20 protein-coding genes and 1 pseudogene are annotated in these 15,274 nt (G+C 62.6%); 9 read left to right on the forward strand and 12 right to left on the reverse strand.

What is annotated here, in order from left to right:
* The first annotated feature begins 76 nt into the window (after window positions 1-76).
* The 6 genes from M3484_RS16960 (at window position 77) to M3484_RS16985 (ending at window position 5,577) form a co-directional block, all read left to right on the forward strand.
* Window positions 77-691: a (d)CMP kinase gene (locus tag M3484_RS16960; RefSeq protein WP_092899117.1), complete on the forward strand. Its 615-nt coding sequence runs from the start codon at window positions 77-79 to the stop codon at window positions 689-691.
* Window positions 692-769: 78 nt separating this feature from the next.
* Complete coding sequence (locus M3484_RS16965) at window positions 770-1,141, forward strand: hypothetical protein (protein ID WP_249498406.1); 372 nt, start codon at window positions 770-772, stop codon at window positions 1,139-1,141.
* 608 nt (window positions 1,142-1,749) lie between these two features.
* On the forward strand, window positions 1,750-3,822 hold the full coding sequence (gene rpsA / locus M3484_RS16970) for a 30S ribosomal protein S1 (RefSeq protein WP_283258477.1): 2,073 nt from the start codon (window positions 1,750-1,752) through the stop codon (window positions 3,820-3,822).
* A gap of 340 nt (window positions 3,823-4,162) precedes the next feature.
* Entirely contained in the window at window positions 4,163-4,444 is a 282-nt protein-coding gene (gene ihfB / locus M3484_RS16975; protein WP_092899121.1) for an integration host factor subunit beta, read from the forward strand.
* A gap of 99 nt (window positions 4,445-4,543) precedes the next feature.
* Entirely contained in the window at window positions 4,544-4,906 is a 363-nt protein-coding gene (locus M3484_RS16980; RefSeq protein ID WP_249498409.1) for a lipopolysaccharide assembly protein LapA domain-containing protein, read from the forward strand.
* Window positions 4,903-5,577: a phosphoribosylanthranilate isomerase gene (locus tag M3484_RS16985; protein WP_249498411.1), complete on the forward strand. Its 675-nt coding sequence runs from the start codon at window positions 4,903-4,905 to the stop codon at window positions 5,575-5,577. Before M3484_RS16980 ends, M3484_RS16985 begins: the two co-directional genes overlap by 4 nt.
* A 79-nt stretch (window positions 5,578-5,656) precedes the next feature.
* Here the strand turns inward: M3484_RS16985 and M3484_RS16990 are convergent, their stop codons facing one another.
* From M3484_RS16990 to M3484_RS17010, 5 genes are all read right to left on the reverse strand, one after another.
* Window positions 5,657-6,217: a F0F1 ATP synthase subunit B gene (locus M3484_RS16990; RefSeq protein ID WP_249498412.1), complete on the reverse strand. Its 561-nt coding sequence runs from the start codon at window positions 6,215-6,217 to the stop codon at window positions 5,657-5,659.
* 4 nt (window positions 6,218-6,221) lie between these two features.
* Window positions 6,222-6,773, reverse strand: coding sequence for a F0F1 ATP synthase subunit B' (locus M3484_RS16995; protein ID WP_249498413.1), 552 nt, complete (start codon window positions 6,771-6,773; stop codon window positions 6,222-6,224).
* Between the two features lie 86 nt (window positions 6,774-6,859).
* Complete coding sequence (locus tag M3484_RS17000) at window positions 6,860-7,096, reverse strand: F0F1 ATP synthase subunit C (RefSeq protein WP_092899130.1); 237 nt, start codon at window positions 7,094-7,096, stop codon at window positions 6,860-6,862.
* Window positions 7,097-7,157: 61 nt separating this feature from the next.
* Complete coding sequence (locus tag M3484_RS17005) at window positions 7,158-7,919, reverse strand: F0F1 ATP synthase subunit A (RefSeq protein WP_249498414.1); 762 nt, start codon at window positions 7,917-7,919, stop codon at window positions 7,158-7,160.
* Between the two features lie 2 nt (window positions 7,920-7,921).
* Window positions 7,922-8,290, reverse strand: a complete 369-nt coding sequence (locus tag M3484_RS17010) for an AtpZ/AtpI family protein (RefSeq protein WP_249498415.1) — start codon at window positions 8,288-8,290, stop codon at window positions 7,922-7,924.
* A 239-nt stretch (window positions 8,291-8,529) separates the two neighbouring features.
* Here M3484_RS17010 and M3484_RS17015 point away from each other — a divergent pair, with 239 nt between their 5' ends.
* Both M3484_RS17015 and M3484_RS17020 read left to right on the forward strand, forming a co-directional pair.
* Complete coding sequence (locus tag M3484_RS17015; RefSeq protein WP_249498416.1) at window positions 8,530-8,910, forward strand: ArsR/SmtB family transcription factor; 381 nt, start codon at window positions 8,530-8,532, stop codon at window positions 8,908-8,910.
* 548 nt (window positions 8,911-9,458) lie between these two features.
* Window positions 9,459-9,626 carry a hypothetical protein gene (locus M3484_RS17020; RefSeq protein ID WP_249498417.1) on the forward strand — a complete coding sequence of 56 codons (168 nt, stop codon included), beginning with the start codon at window positions 9,459-9,461 and terminating at the stop codon, window positions 9,624-9,626.
* On the opposite strand, the gene M3484_RS17025 is transcribed toward M3484_RS17020, so the two are convergent.
* A complete protein-coding gene (locus M3484_RS17025) occupies window positions 9,595-10,404 on the reverse strand; it encodes a division plane positioning ATPase MipZ (RefSeq protein WP_249498419.1) in 810 nt (269 codons plus the stop codon). The genes M3484_RS17020 and M3484_RS17025 overlap by 32 nt on opposite strands.
* Before the next feature lie 355 nt (window positions 10,405-10,759).
* Between M3484_RS17025 and M3484_RS17030 the strand changes: the two genes are divergently transcribed.
* A complete protein-coding gene (locus tag M3484_RS17030) occupies window positions 10,760-10,939 on the forward strand; it encodes a hypothetical protein (RefSeq protein ID WP_249498421.1) in 180 nt (59 codons plus the stop codon).
* A 7-nt stretch (window positions 10,940-10,946) separates the two neighbouring features.
* On the opposite strand, the gene rpmE is transcribed toward M3484_RS17030, so the two are convergent.
* From rpmE to rpsP, 6 genes and pseudogenes are all read right to left on the reverse strand, one after another.
* Window positions 10,947-11,168, reverse strand: coding sequence for a 50S ribosomal protein L31 (gene rpmE, locus M3484_RS17035; protein WP_092899140.1), 222 nt, complete (start codon window positions 11,166-11,168; stop codon window positions 10,947-10,949).
* A gap of 11 nt (window positions 11,169-11,179) precedes the next feature.
* Window positions 11,180-11,554, reverse strand: coding sequence for a 50S ribosomal protein L19 (rplS, locus tag M3484_RS17040; protein ID WP_092899142.1), 375 nt, complete (start codon window positions 11,552-11,554; stop codon window positions 11,180-11,182).
* A gap of 408 nt (window positions 11,555-11,962) precedes the next feature.
* Window positions 11,963-12,829: a tRNA (guanosine(37)-N1)-methyltransferase TrmD gene (gene trmD, locus M3484_RS17045; protein ID WP_249498422.1), complete on the reverse strand. Its 867-nt coding sequence runs from the start codon at window positions 12,827-12,829 to the stop codon at window positions 11,963-11,965.
* A 124-nt stretch (window positions 12,830-12,953) separates the two neighbouring features.
* Window positions 12,954-13,961, reverse strand: a complete 1,008-nt coding sequence (locus M3484_RS17050) for a hypothetical protein (protein WP_249498423.1) — start codon at window positions 13,959-13,961, stop codon at window positions 12,954-12,956.
* A 392-nt stretch (window positions 13,962-14,353) separates the two neighbouring features.
* Window positions 14,354-14,860: a ribosome maturation factor RimM gene (rimM, locus tag M3484_RS17055; RefSeq protein WP_249498424.1), complete on the reverse strand. Its 507-nt coding sequence runs from the start codon at window positions 14,858-14,860 to the stop codon at window positions 14,354-14,356.
* A gap of 182 nt (window positions 14,861-15,042) precedes the next feature.
* Window positions 15,043-15,270 (reverse strand): annotated as a pseudogene (rpsP, locus tag M3484_RS17060) (30S ribosomal protein S16); the annotation flags it as partial.
* Between the last annotated feature and the right edge of the window lie 4 nt (window positions 15,271-15,274).

A 15,274-nucleotide genomic window follows, 5' to 3' on the forward strand; every position in this document is an offset into this window, starting at 1 on the left:
GCCCTGCCCCCTCGCCGCGTTGCGGCTCACCCCCGGGATATTTATAGACAGATGAAATTGGCTTCAGGAGCGTCTGGTGATCTTTACAGTGGCAATTGACGGGCCGGCGGCGGCGGGCAAGGGCACGATCAGCCGGGCGGTGGCGGAGCGGTTCGGCTTTGCGCATCTGGATACCGGGGCGCTGTACCGGGCGGTGGGCCTCAGAGGCGGCGATCCGGTGGCGGCGGCGCGGGGGCTGAGCGCGGCGGATCTGGCGCGCGATGATCTGCGCAGCCTTGAAGCGGGTCAGGCGGCGAGTCGGGTCGCAGTTATCCCCGAAGTGCGCGCGGCGCTTCTGGAGTTTCAGCGCGATTTTGCCCGGCGCGAGGGTGGTGCGGTGCTGGACGGGCGCGATATCGGCACGGTGATCTGTCCGGGGGCCGAGGTGAAACTTTTTGTGACCGCCAGCGCGCAAATCCGGGCGCGGCGGCGCTGGCTTGAGATCGGCGGCGAGGCGGCGGCGAAGAGCCTTGCTGCGGTGCTGGCTGAGGTCGAGGAGCGTGACCTGCGCGACCGGGACCGTGCCGAGGCCCCTTTGCGGCCGGCGGCAGATGCGGTGTTGCTCGATACCGGTTCGCTGACGGTTGACGAGGCCGTGGCGGCAGCGAGCGATCTTGTCGCGGCAGCCCTGACAGTGCGCGGCCTCGGGTAAAAGGCGGGGCAGCTGACCGGCAAGGCGCGTGCGGATCATGCTCCCTGGCAGCCCCTGGATTTCTCCGGATGGGGGAAGATGATCTCCAGAACCGATGCCCCTGCTCCAGAGATCTTCAGGCCGCAATGCCTTTTGTTGTGCGATATTTCCCGGATTCGCGAGCAGAGGTTCGGCATAGCCTTTGGCGGCGAGGCCGCGACTTTGCCGGTTAAATCGGGGCCCGATCTTTCAAGCGATCCCGCCGGGAAACGATACGCGCGGTCATCTCCCGCAATCGGCGGTGACAGAACTGACCGGCATGCGCGATTCTTCGCCTCGGACCAGGGCGTATTCGGGCGGGTTGCGGAATATATCGGGCTTTTCGCGATGAAGCTGCCTGAAGAGCGGATGGCCATGATCTCCGGTACCGAAGGCGGTGATGCCCCTCTGTCGGAGCGGCGCGATGTGTAAGCGCCTGCTGTCGTTCAGGGACCGGGGATCCTGACCGACATTCTGCCCTTTCCGGTGCTTCTTTCCGACGCGCAGGAGGCAGGGGTGATGACCGCGCTTTTCCGGACCCGCACCCGACCGGCTTGCAATCAGAATCCTGGCCGGAATTCGGGGTTAAGGATGCCCGTGGCGCGACCGGGTTGAGCCATATCGGCTCTGGCAACCCGGTCTTCGACCCCGGCACTGCCAGCCCGGAGCAATCAGGTCTTGCGCGCCACGCCGTCCGGTCTGACGCTGCTGAGCGGCTTTGTCGCGCACGGCCACGCTGAAACCCCTCGCCGAATGCGCAAGGGGAACCGACCCCGATATAGAGCATTTCACGACCTGTGCTGTGACCGGCAGCGATCACAGCCAGCCTGTCAGTGCCAGGAGCGCGCCTGCACGGTCCGCGGCACCCTGCATTCACTGCCGCCGGGGGTCTCTTCCGGTCCGGCGGCTCAGCCTCAATGCGGCACTGATCATCCTCGCCGCCTGCATGATCGTGGCGCGCCAACACTATGAGCGCGATGGGATGGCCGGACTCAGGGTGACCGATATGCGCGCAAACGCGCTAAGGGCATTGGCAGCCATTGTCAGGTCAGGAACCAGGGCGCCATCGGGATCACCACCGCGATGATGGGGCGCTATCCTTTCATGGAAAGCCCCACCCGGGGCCCTGCGCCAGCCCATGCCCGTCAGCCTCACCCGCGGTCACGCGCGGGCCGATCCTTCCCGGTGGGCAATGCTTTCGCGGGTCGGCCTGCACCGACCGGCTGAAACACGCGTATTTCACGGGGACCTGTCGGGGATTCAGGGCGCTTTTCCTTGCCCCGGCCGCCTATTCCGGCTATAGGGCCGCATCCCGTGAGAAAGTCGTATCGTCCCGGTTTCACCCGGACAGCTGCGCTTTTCCCCACAGGGCCACCAAAGACCGGCGGAGCCAACCGCATGGCCAGAAAACCATCAAAAGGAAACAACAACTTATGTGCGCTAAAAACGCTATGGACGAATTCGAAGCCCTTCTTGCGGAAAGCTTCGAAATTGACACCCCCGATGAAGGCACGGTTGTCAAAGGCAAGGTCATCGCAATCGAAGCGGGCCAGGCCATCATCGACGTCGGCTACAAAATGGAAGGCCGCGTCGATCTGAAAGAATTCGCCAATCCCGGCGAAGCTCCGTCGATCAATGTTGGCGACACCGTCGAGGTCTATCTGGACCGCGTCGAGAATGCCCGTGGCGAAGCTGTCATCTCGCGCGAGAAAGCCCGCCGCGAAGAAGCCTGGGATCGTCTCGAGAAAGCCTATGCTGACGAGATCCGCGTCGAAGGCGCGATCTTCGGCCGCGTCAAAGGCGGCTTCACCGTGGACCTGGGCGGCGCTGTTGCCTTCCTTCCGGGTTCGCAGGTCGACGTGCGCCCGGTGCGCGATGCCGGCCCGCTGATGGGTATGAAGCAGCCGTTCCAGATCCTGAAAATGGATCGTCGTCGTGGCAATATCGTGGTGTCGCGTCGTGCGATCCTCGAAGAGAGCCGTGCCGAACAGCGCGCAGAAGTCATCGGCAACCTGCATGAAGGTCAGGTTGTGGACGGCGTGGTCAAGAACATCACCGAATATGGTGCCTTCGTTGACCTCGGCGGCGTTGACGGCCTGCTGCACGTCACCGACATGGCATGGCGCCGTGTGAACCACCCGTCGGAGATCCTGTCGATCGGCGAGACCATCAAGGTCCAGGTCATCAAGATCAACAAAGAAACCCACCGTATCAGCCTGGGCATGAAGCAGCTCCAGAACGATCCGTGGGATGCGGTCGAAAAAGCCTATCCGATCTCGTCGGTCCACAAAGGCCGCGTCACCAACATCACCGATTACGGCGCTTTCGTGGAGCTGGAAGCCGGTGTCGAGGGTCTCGTTCACGTCTCGGAAATGTCCTGGACCAAAAAGAACGTGCATCCCGGCAAGATCGTTTCGACCTCGCAGGAAGTCGAAGTCATGGTTCTCGAGATCGACTCGGCCAAGCGTCGCGTTTCCCTCGGCCTCAAGCAGACCATGCGCAATCCGTGGGAAGTCTTTGCTGAGACCCACCCGGTTGGCTCGACCATCGAAGGCGAAGTCAAGAACATCACCGAATTCGGTCTGTTCGTTGGCCTCGACAACGACATCGACGGCATGGTTCACCTCTCCGACCTGTCCTGGGACAAGCGCGGCGAAGAGGCCATCCAGGAATACCGCAAGGGCGACATCGTCAAGGCAGCGGTTTCCGAAGTCGACATCGACAAAGAGCGTATCTCGCTCTCGATCAAGGCTCTGGGCGAAGACACCTTCTCGGAAGCTGTTGACGGCGTGAAGCGCGGTTCGATCATCACCGTGACCATCACCGCCATCGAAGAAGGCGGCGTCGAGGTCGATTACAACGGCATGAAGAACTTCATCCGTCGTTCGGACCTTGCACGTGACCGCGCCGACCAGCGCCCCGAGCGCTTCTCGGTGGGCGACAAGGTCGATGTGCGCGTGACCAATGTCGATTCGAAGACCCGCAAGCTGGGCCTGTCGATCAAGGCACGCGAGATCGCCGAAGAGCAGGAAGCTGTTCAGCAATACGGTTCCTCGGATTCGGGCGCTTCGCTCGGCGACATCCTCGGCGCCGCGCTGAAGGGCGACCGCTGAGCCAAAGGCTGAAGCGCCGCCAGAACCAATTGGCGGCGTCACAGCCCTGGACAGAGTAAGACAGGAAAGGCTGGGGAAATCCACCCCGGCCTTTTTCTTTTGCGCGCCCCCGATTCGCAGGTCAGCGCTGCCACAGACCGGATCCGGGTGCTGCCACGGGTCGACAAAGGGCTCAATCAGACCGTCAAGCGGCTTTTCAGCACCGGGTCACCGGATCTCATCGCGGCCAGGTGCTTGTTTTCATTTGCCTCATCCGGATTTTCTGCTTTTATGATCACAGACGCGCCGGGGCAGACTGCCACATCCTGGCCGAAACAATGTCGCGAAGGGGAGTGACCGGATGATCCGCTCGGAACTGATCCAGAAGATCGCAGACGAGAACCCGCATCTGACCCAACGCCATGTTGAGCGGATCGTGAATACGGTTTTCGAAGAGATCATCGAAGCGCTGTCGCGCGGAGACCGGGTCGAATTGCGCGGCTTCGGTGCCTTCTCGGTCAAAGAGCGGGACGCCCGCACCGGTCGCAACCCGCGCACCGGCGAGGCCGTCGAAGTCGAGGACAAACGCGTCCCCTTCTTCAAGACCGGCAAATTGCTGCGCGACCGGCTCAACGGCCGCTGATCGGCGCAAGCCGGGTTGAACAGCGCTGCGTTAAGCCCGATATTCCGGCCCGAGGGGCAGACTTTGCCTGCCCGGTTCCTGACTGACGGATAGCGGATCATGCTGCGTTACCTGCGCTTTATCTTCATCGGTTTCACCGGCCTCGTGCTGCTGACGCTTGCCCTGGCCAATCGCGGACAGGTCCAGCTGCGGCTCCTGCCCGAAGGCATCGGCAATATGCTCGGCACCGCGGGCGGCTGGTCTATGCCGCTCTTTGTCGTGATCCTCGGATCGGTGGCCATCGGCATCCTGGTCGGCTTCATCTGGGAATGGATGCGCGAGATGCGTCTGCGCCAGGCGGCAAAGGTCCAGACCAAAACCGTGGCGCGGCTTGAGAAGGAACTCGCCGTCCTGAAAGACAGCAATTCCGTGCCCCCCCGGGACGAGGTTCTTGCGATTCTTGCCGGGGACGACCGGAAGTGAGCTCTCCCATCAGGGTCAAGATCTGCGGCCTGCGCCATGCAGCCGAGGTCACAGCCGCCGCCGCCGCCGGAGCCGCCTATGTGGGCTTTGTCTTCTTTCCCAGATCCCCGCGCCATGTCTCGCTGACAGAGGCCCGTGAGGCCGCGCTGAGCGCACCTGAGGGCCTTTGCAAGGTCGCTTTGGTGGTCGATGCCGATGACAGCCTGCTCGACAGCATCCTCGCAGAGGTGCCGCTGGATATGCTGCAGCTCCATGGCAGCGAAACGCCCGAGCGTGTGGCCGAAATCCGGTCGCGGTTCGGCCTGCCGGTGATGAAGGCGGTGGGCGTGGCAGATGAGAGCGATCTGGCCCCGCTGATGGATTATGCGCTGGTGGCCGATCAGCTGCTGATCGATGCCAAGCCCCCGAAAGGTACCGCCCTGCCCGGCGGCAACGGGCTGAGCTTTGACTGGCGGCTGGTGGCGCAGCGGCGTTGGCTGAAGCCCTGGATGCTGGCCGGCGGCCTGACGCCGGAGAATGTCTCCGAGGCGATCCGCCTGACCAATGCGCGCCAGGTCGATGTATCTTCCGGTGTGGAAAGCGCGCCTGGTGTCAAGGATCTCGACAGGATCCGCGCCTTTGCCCGCGCAGCCCTTGGCCCGGCAGAGCCCGCGATCCCGAAACTGCGCTGACCCCCGGCCTGCGGGGCGCTCAGACAATGAAAAGCCCCGGAGCTGACGCGCCGGGGCTTTTTCAATTCTGTGTCGCTGATCAGTGCAGCTTGGCGTCAACCTGGGCAATCGCGTCCTCAATCGACGCTGCCGCCCATTCTTCGCTGCTGTTCTTCGCCAGCAGGTCGCCTGCCGCCGCAACCGCAACTGCCACAGCGCGCTCACGCACCTGACGAACAGCGGTCTGCTCTGCCAGAGCGATCTGCTCTTCGGCGGCCTTCAGCCTGCGCTCGATCGAGATGGCCAGATCCGCACGCGCCTTGTCGGCTGCGGCCCGGGCCTCATCCCTGGCCGAAGCCACGATGCGGTCCGACTGTTCGATCACTTCCTTTTGCTTGCGCTCATAGGAAGCGAGGATCGACTTGGCCTCTTCGCGCAGCGCCCTAGCCTCGTCCAGCTCGGCCTTGATCGCGACCGCACGCTTATCGAGAAGCCGCCCGAGCAATCCCGGAACACCTGCATAGATCAGGATACCGACGAAGATCAGGAAGGCGATCAGGACGACGAAGTCCGTATTGCCCAGCGAGAAGAACGGGCCCGACGCCGCAAGTGCGGGCGTAGCGCTTACAAGGGCTGCGGCAGTGATGAGAAGTTTTTTCATCGCCTTACCCTTTCAGCCGGGCAGCAATCGCCGCCGTTACCGAACGCGCATCGGCGGTACCGCCAAGCGCTGCAACCAGTTCCTTCGCGGTGTCTTTCGCGACGGCCTGAACCGCCTCTTCCGCACCGGCCCGGATCTCTGCAATCTTCGCCTCGGACTCTGCTGCCCGTGCGGTGATCTCGACATCGGCTTTCGCGGTCGCCGCATCCAGGTCTTTCTGGATTTCGGCCTTCGCCGCCGCGACGATCTTTCCAGCCTCGGTGCGGGCCGTTGCCAGCGCCTCGTTATAGGCTTTCTCGGCCTCGAGCGCCTTGAGCTTCAGCTCTTCGGCCGCGGCGAGATCATTGGTGATCGTTCCCTTGCGCTCGGCCAGAACCGCGCCGATGCGCGGCAGGGCAATGCGCGAGAGGATCACGAACAACACCACCAGGGCGACCGCAAGCCAGAAGATCTGGTTGGGCATCCAGTCGGTGCAGAGCTGCGGCATCCCTTTGGCGCCGCCCGCGTCATAAAGGCATTCTGCATGCCAGTTAACGCCGTGGGTTTCCGTTGCCATTCTGCTCTCCGTCGATCCCTTCTGAACAGGAAGGGCGCCAGCCGTTTCCGACCCGCGCCGCTTCCCACTTTTACGTCAGAAGCAGATCAGACTGCGAACATCAGCAGCAGAGCGATCAGGAACGAGAAGATCCCGAGAGCTTCTGCGAAAGCGATACCAACGAAGAGGTTGGCGGTCTGGCCCGGAGCGGCCGAGGGGTTACGCAGAGCGCCGGCGAGGAAGTTGCCAACGATGTTACCCACACCGATGCCAGCACCGCCGAGACCGAAAGCCGCGAGGCCAGCGCCGATGTATTTGCCGAGAGCTGCGATTTCGCCTTCCATGGTCGAATACTCCTGTATTTGGATTTGGCTGAGTTGAGGTTCGGACCGTCAGGGGTGACGCTTAGTGATGCGCGTCGCCCACAGCGTCTTTCAGATAGACGCAGGTCAGAATGGTGAAGACATAGGCCTGAACGAAGGCCACGAGCACCTCGAGCGCGTAGATGCCGACGGCACCTGCGATCGCGAGCGGCGAGATGATCGCCATCGAGGCAAAGCCCGCGAAAACTTTGAGAACGGCGTGACCTGCCAGCAGGTTACCTGCAAGACGGATCGAGTGGGACACCGGGCGCATGATGTAGGAGATGATCTCGATCACGGCGAGAACCGGGCGCAGCGCGAGCGGCGCCGAGGAAACCCAGAACATCGAGAAGAAGCCCAGACCCTTGCGTGCAATCCCGATCAGGGTGACGCCGAAGAACACCAGGAGCGCGAGGGACGCGGTCACGGCGACATGCGAGGTGGTGGTGAAGCTCATCGGCAGGAGGCCAAGGAGGTTCGAAAGCAGGATGAAGAGGAAGAGCGTCATGACATAGGGGAAATACTTCACCCCGTCATGGCCAGCGACTTCTTCAACCATGTTATGGATAAAGCCGTAGAACACTTCGGCGACCGATTGCAGACGGGTCGGGATGATGCCGCGATGACGGGTCGCCAGCACGAACAGCGCGAAGATGCACAGAAGTGCGACCCCCATCCACAGCGTCACATTGGTGACGGTGAACGTGCCCACGGGGCCATCGCCCCAGAGGGGTTTCACAATGAACTGATCCATCGGATGGATCGAAAAACCGCTTCCGCCCTCAGCCGTGCCTTCTGCCGCCACGATCAGTTCCCTTCACCCGGTGCGGCGCCGGCCTCTGCCCTTGCCGCCTTGTCATCCCTTGCGGCCTCGGCCGCACGTTTTTCTGCCACTTCCCGCGCGGTGCCCATCATGGTGCGCACCCCCGCAGCGAACCCCAGAAGCGAGAAGATCACCAGGAGGAACGGAAGCGTGCCGAACAGCTTGTCCAGCCCATAACCGATCCCGGCCCCGACCATAATGCCGGTTGCAAGTTCGATCACCATTCTCCAGGCAAGCTCGCCATGCGAGAGGCCCTTCGCCACAGAGGTCTTGTCCGACTTCGGCCTGCCCCGCAAATCACCAAGCCGCTTTTCCAGCGCCCTGAGCCTGTCGGGATCGGGTTCCGAAGCCATTTTCGCCACCCCATGACATTTGCGAGGGTTCTATGCGGCGGGGGGAAGGGTGTCAACCTTGCGTGATCGCGGGACAACCCTCTGCAACCATTTGAAATTCCATAAATATGTGATTCGTGTCTTTTCTTTTTTCCGGTCTCCGCGGGACCGGGATCGCGATTTACGCCCCATGCCAATATTCAACGAAACGGTTGATTATCGCCTGTTGCGCCCGCCCGCCCTGCCCGCGATACTGCGGCATGCTTTCCGCCTCCGCTCAGCTGGACCTCGTCTTCGCCGCGCTCGCCGATCCGACGCGGCGCGCGATTCTCGCGATGCTGCTCGAGGATGATATGGCGGTGACCGATGTGGCGCATCCGTTCGAGATCAGCCTTGCTGCCATATCAAAACATCTCGGAGTGCTCGCGGATGCCGGTCTGATCACGCGCGAGCGGCGCGGAAGGGTGATCTGGTGCAAGCTCGAGCCAGACGCCCTGCGCGGCGCCTCGGTCTGGATGCAGGCCTTCGGCCAGTTCGAGCCCCTCGACCTGGACCAGTTCGAACGTTTTCTGGAAAATGAGCTCGCCGGAGCTGAAACCGAGCCCCTCCCCCCGGAAGAAGCCCCCGACGGGGATATTTAGGAACAGAAAGCACCTCAGTGGAGACGCTGCAGGCGGCGCCCCCCCCTGCCCCAGCAGTCAGGCGCGCAACCATTCGTTGCGGGGGTCACCATCAGGTTGTTTTGCCCTTTGCTAATGGCGTTGCGCGGCATTCCATCCTCCAACAGGTCAGCTTTTGACTGCCTGACCCCGGCCACCTGCCCCGAAGGGCCGGCAAGTAACACGGCTGCAACCGGTTCCGCACCGAGGCAAGGGGCCTGCACGGCGAAAGCCGCTTCGCCAGAAGAAGGATGGGGCAGGCCGATCGGCACCGCCGTCAGTGTGGTCGCCTGCGACAGTATGGATGCTGCCAGTGGCGTCAGTCGTGCCCGGAGCTCGCGCCGGGCATCAGAGGATTCCTTTGCAACCGGAAACAGTCTGTCCAAAACACCACGGCCAAGGCCCATGTTTCAACCGGAGGCTGCCACAAACCTGCCCCGGTTCGCGGCGATCCTCTGGCTCAGGAAAACGAATGGGCCCATTGCCAGCCGCAAAGCCGGCAGCGGGCCGGGAACTGAAGGAACGCCCTCATGACCAAGGCACTTGAATTTCTGCGCAGCCTGACCGCGAAACGTGCCGTCGATCCCGATGTCGATGCCGCTTTCGACGCCCGGCTGCAAAGGCTCGACGCGGTGCGCCAGGTGTCGGTCTCGCGCGCGGTGCTGTTCAGAACGCAGCCGTCACAGCAGGAAGCCTGAGCGCGTTGATCAGGTCGCGCAGTTCCTGCCGCGCGGCCACGTTGGAGAGGTTCATCTGCTCGACCCCGGTATCCTTAAGGTCAAGCAACGTAAGCCCTCGCGGAAACAATTCGCGAAAGATCACGCGTTCGGAAAATCCGGGCGCCACACGAAAGCCGATACGGCGGGAGAGATCCTCCAGCGCGGCACCGACTTTCTTCTTGTTATGCATTGCCTGGGCGCCCAGACGGTTGCGCAAAACGATCCAGTCGATCGGCTTCAGCCCGGCCTGCGCCCGCAACTGCCGCGCGCCCCAGACCATCTCGGCATAGATCGATGGTCCTTTGACCTTACCGGATTCCGGATCGATCCGGGCCAGAAGGTCGAAATCAACGAAAGAGTCGTTCAGCGGCGTGATCAGCGTATCGGCCAGCGAATGCGCCACCTGGCTCAGCCTCGTATGGCTGCCGGGACAGTCGATCACGATGAAATCTTTGACCGGGTCCAGCACCGAGACCGCCGCCGTCAGACGCTGGTCGAACGGGTTTTCCCCATCCACGAGGCTTGGCTCATCGACTTCGGGCAATTCGCGGTAATCCGGCGAGGGCAGATCCAGCCCGGCTTTCGCAAGAAAGGCCCGGCGGTTCTCGACATAGCGGCCAAAGCTGCGCTGGCGCAGATCGAGATCCATCGCGCCCACCCGATGCCCCATCCGCGCAAGTGCCGTCGCCACATGCATCGAAGTGGTCGATTTCCCCGAGCCGCCCTTTTCATTTCCGACAACGATAATATGTGCCATGGCAGTGGCTCTCCGCGCTGTTCAGCCTGTCTATTGGCAAGGACGCGCCAAAAGGGAAAGATCTTTTTTCCGATTTTCCGCGTAATCGGGACCGCTCAATTGCCAGTGGCCGGGACACATGGCCGGAAAAGCGCTGAGGACAGGTCGCTCTCACCAGGTCGGGAATCGCCAGGGCAGAGATGGCCCGCTTCCATCAGCAAGAGCCGTATCTGTATAGTGGCTCCTGGCGGTAGTGCTGGAAACAGGTTGCTGTCGAAAATCAGTCTGTCGCGTTCAAATACGCCATATAGCGAATGATGCGGGATCACCTAGCCCGTCGCCCCCACGCAACTGCCTGCCTGACGATTTCCAGAGAATGCTGCTCTGGCTTCACCAGGAAAGAGACAGCTTTGCGCAGGCACTGGCCGCGCGTTGCGCCATCCTGATACCAGATGCCAGCATAGCAGGACGGCTAATTCGCCTGAGCTTGCCAGGCAGCGATGAGCGCGATGAAAAGCAAAAGGGCGCATCCGGAGATGCGCCCTTTCTTCTGTGATCCGGGCTCAGAAACCAAGGCCTGCATATTTGTTTTTGAACTTCGACACGCGGCCGCCGGTATCCATCAGCTTGGCCGACTGGCCGGTCCAGGCCGGATGCGCCAGCGGGTCGATGTCGAGCGACATGGTATCGCCCTCTTTGCCCCAGGTCGAACGGGTCTGATAGGTCGAGCCGTCGGTCATTTTCACTTCGATGAAGTGATATTCGGGGTGAATGCCCTCTTTCATCTCGGCTCTCCTTATTCCGATTTGGCTTTATAGGTGCTGTCTTCGGCGATACGGGCCGATTTGCCGCGGCGTGCGCGCAGGTAATACAGCTTGGCGCGACGGACTTTACCGCGGCGGACCACATCGATCGAATCGATATTGGTCGAGTAAAGCGGGAACACACGTTCCACACCTTCCCCGAAGGAAATCTTGCGGACGGTGAACGAGGCCGCGAGGGTCGCGCCGCCTTTGCGGGCGATGCAGACGCCTTCATAGGCCTGCACGCGCGAACGGGTGCCTTCGGTCACTTTATAGCCGACGCGAATGGTATCGCCGGCCTTGAAATCAGGGATCTTTTTATCGAGGGCGGCAATCTGCTCCGCCTCGATCTGAGCGATCAGGTTCATCGCATTTCTCCATATGCCTGCGGTTTTTGCCCGCAGAGGTGATCCTGGCCGAGAGCTCCTGGTCTTCTTTCGGGTCCCTGCATCGCGCGTTGCGCGACCGGCCCGCCGGAGATCGGTTCGGTTTACTTTGCTTTTCAGCGTACCGCGCCCTGCCTGCCCCCGCCGAAGAAGACGGTTCGATCAGACATAAGGAATCGGGTCCGACAGGCTTTCACCCCGGACCCGCTGGCTATAGGGCCGGACACTGGTCCGGTCAAGCGTCTCACAGAGAGAAGACCGTTTCCCGGCATCCTGCCGGGAATGCCTCCGGCGGGGATATTTAGAGACAGATGAAAACCCTTCTCCGCATTTCATCTGTCTTTAAATATCCCGGGGGTGAGCGCGGCACGCGCGAGGGGGCTGGCCCCCTTACCGCCCCTTCCGCGCGCGAAACGCATCCCAGAGATCGGGCCGCCGCGCCGCAGTGATTTCCTCAGATTGCGCCTGGCGCCATTTGGCGATTTCACGGTGATTGCCCGACATCAGAACCGGCGGGATGACCCGGCCTTCCCACTCTGCCGGTCTGGTATATTGCGGATGCTCCAACAGCCCGTCGGAGAAACTCTCCTCCACGGCCGATTCTGCATTGCCCAGCACGCCGGGCAGAAGCCGCAGTGTCGCATCCAGCACCGCCTGGGCCGCAATCTCGCCCCCGGTCATTACGAAATCGCCGAGGCTGACCTCCTCGATCTGCCAATGGTCCAGCAGACGCTGATCGACCCCTTCGAAGCGGCCACAAAGCAGCGTCATCCCCTCGCCCGCCGCAAACCGGCGCGCCATTGACTGATCGAACGGCCGGCCGCGTGGCGAGAGATAGATCAGTGGCCAGGTGGCACGACTGGCGCGCACGCCATCCATCGCTGCAGACAGCGCACGATGCGTCACATCCGCCCGCAGCACCATCCCCGCGCCACCTCCCGCCGGTGTATCATCGACATTGCGATGCCTGCCTTCGCCAAACTGGCGCAGATCAAAGGTTTGCAGTCGCCAGCGCCCCATCTCCAGCGCTTTGCCGGTCAGCGAGAGACCGAGCGTGCCGGGGAAAGCGTCGGGGAACAGGGTGACGATCCGGGTTTCGAACGCCCCGTGCAGAATACGCGGCTCCTGCATCAGATCACGCGGCTTCAGGGAAGCGCTGATCTTCAGTTTGCCATGGCTGCGGTCGGGGGCAGGCCCGTTCCCCGGACCCTCAGGTCCTCCGCCAGTCGCTTGCTGTTTACCGGGTTCTTCGCTCATGGCCCCGCTCTAGCGCGAAACCTGTCGTCACGAAAGGGTCCTGGGTGAAATCACCAGGGCGGAGCGGCGTTCCGATCTGCCCGCTTCAACCGAGACAAGGTCTTCGCGCAGGGGATCCTGCGTTTCAGGCCTGCCGGGCACCGACAACCGTCTGTACAAAGCCAGGGGTGACCGGTCGTGCGGCGGCGGGCATGCTCCGCGCCGTTTCGCTTGCCTGACCCGATGACTGCGCTGGCGCTCCGGCCGCTGCCAGTGCCGCCGCAAGGTCACGCAAAGCGCGCGCCGCAGCGCTGCCTTCGCAGCCCCCGGCGAGATCCCGGACTACGCCTGCCGGTGGAAAGTAAGGGGCCATCGCCGGGATCCTCTGCAAAAGCGCCCGGACACGCAACGACAGGAGCGACAGAAGTTCCTCCGAGCATCCGGCCGCGGCAAAGGCCATCCGCATCTTACCCGGCACCGTATAATTCGCATCCGGGAAAGGCTCTGTCGCTTTCAGGATGACCGCCGTTCTGAGGGCCAGATGCTGGTTCGCGGGGCCGTCATTCAGTGCCGCCGTAAGTGCCGCAAGCCGCGACCAGATATCACCGGTATCGAGGAAATGTTCGAGCTGTTCCAGCATGACCCCGACCTCGGTTTCGCCATCCTCGGCCAGGGCAAACAGGTCAGAGAGCGCAGCCTCGGCCGAAGCCGGAACCGGGCGCGGTGGCCCGGCATCTGCCTGATCGGTCCAGAGCAGCTGATCGATGGTTTTGCCAGTCACCAGTGCCAGTTCTGGCCCCCAAGCCAACCGCAGCAGCGGCAGTGCCACAAGCGACAGCGCCACGGGCAGCAAAGGGTTGAACAGCGGCACAAAGCCAAGCACGCCACCGATGCCACGCCCGACCCCGAACAGTAAGGCCACGAAAAGGATCTGCGAACACAGGAGCGTCAGCGCCGCCAGCCCCGCCCCGAGGGTCAGCCACTCGCCAAAGCGTTGCGGCCATTGATGCGGTCGGAGCATCAGCAGCCAGAGCATGAAGAAGGCCACGAAGGGCGGCAGATAGGCCGCCCCGAGACCGGCCAGTCCGGCCAGCAGCGGCCCCATGTAAAGGAGAACAGTTGTCGCCTGTATCAGCCGCTTCCGATGCGTCACGACGCGTCCCTTTCGCCGATGCGGATTGCGATCCGCCCTGTTTCCATCACGACCCTGCCGCTGACGAGGCATGAGCCGGCCCTGCAGATCACGACCCGCAGCGGACGATTTCAACGAGAGAGACCAGCCAAGGCAAAAACAAGGCCGCGCCGTGGCGGGCCCTGGAAAATCCGGGAGGTTTGAAAAAAGTTTCTGCCGGAGAAGGTAATAACAAAGGCGCACTGGCCGCCACGTTTCCGGAACCACGGCGGAAGCTGTGGCAGGTCAGAAAATGCCTTAACGCCTGTGGCGTTGGCATGGTTCACAAAAGACAGGGAACAAAAGGCGGGGCTCGGTGACCGCCACATTCTGCCGCGCATAACAGACCTGCTGGCCGGCAGTCAGATCCGGCGTCAGTCCAGACCTTCCGGCAGATCGACGATCAGCACTCCGCGTGCAAGATCAACCGTCGGCACGGTTGCCTGTGTGAAGGGGAGAAGCAGCGGCGCGGCTTTCTCGGTGAGCCGGATCTCGATCAGATCCCCCGCCCCGTGATTATGGACCGCGATCACCGTCCCGAGACTCGCGCCGCCGGTGTCTTTCACCGCAAGCCCGATCAGATCGGTGTGATAGAATTCATCATCCGGGAGGCCCGGCAAACGGTCACGCGCGACATAAAGCTCGGTCCCGCGCAGGGCATCGGCCTCTTCCTTGGTCGAGATGCCAGACAGCCGCGCCCCGATGGCCCCTGCGACCGGCCTGGTCAGGGTCACCGCAAAGCTGCGATTGCCGTCTTTGGTGAAAAGCGGGCCGTAGGAGGCAATATCGGTCGGCTCAGCGCAAAAGCTTTTCAGCCGCACCTCGCCCCGGACCCCCCAGGCACCCGCGATGGAACCGACACAAATCCGGTCGTCAGACATAGCCCGCTCCAGTCCTGGAACGGATGGCCCCGGTGAAAGGGCCATCCGTAGTATGATCACGCTTCGGCAGCAGCCGGAGCTTCCGAACGGGCGGCTTTCTTGGCAGCGCGCTCGGCCATTGCTTTGCCCGGGACGGCCGATTTCGGGTTCGAACGGACGGCTTTCTCTTTCAGGCCAGCCGATTCCAGGAAGCGGGCCACGCGGTCGGTCGCCTGGGCGCCCTGGCTCAGCCAGTACTGGATACGCTCGACATTCAGCACGACGCGGGCCTCGTTGTCTTTTGCCAGCAGCGGGTTGTAGGTGCCCAGCTTCTCGATGAAGCGGCCGTCGCGCGGCATGCGCGAATCGGTCGCAACGATTGCGTAGAACGGGCGTTTTTTCGAGCCGCCACGGGCGAGACGGATTTTCATAGAC

The sequence above is a fragment of the Pseudomonas sp. GX19020 genome (genome assembly GCF_023371075.1).
Taxonomy (GTDB): domain Bacteria; phylum Pseudomonadota; class Alphaproteobacteria; order Rhodobacterales; family Rhodobacteraceae; genus Pseudogemmobacter.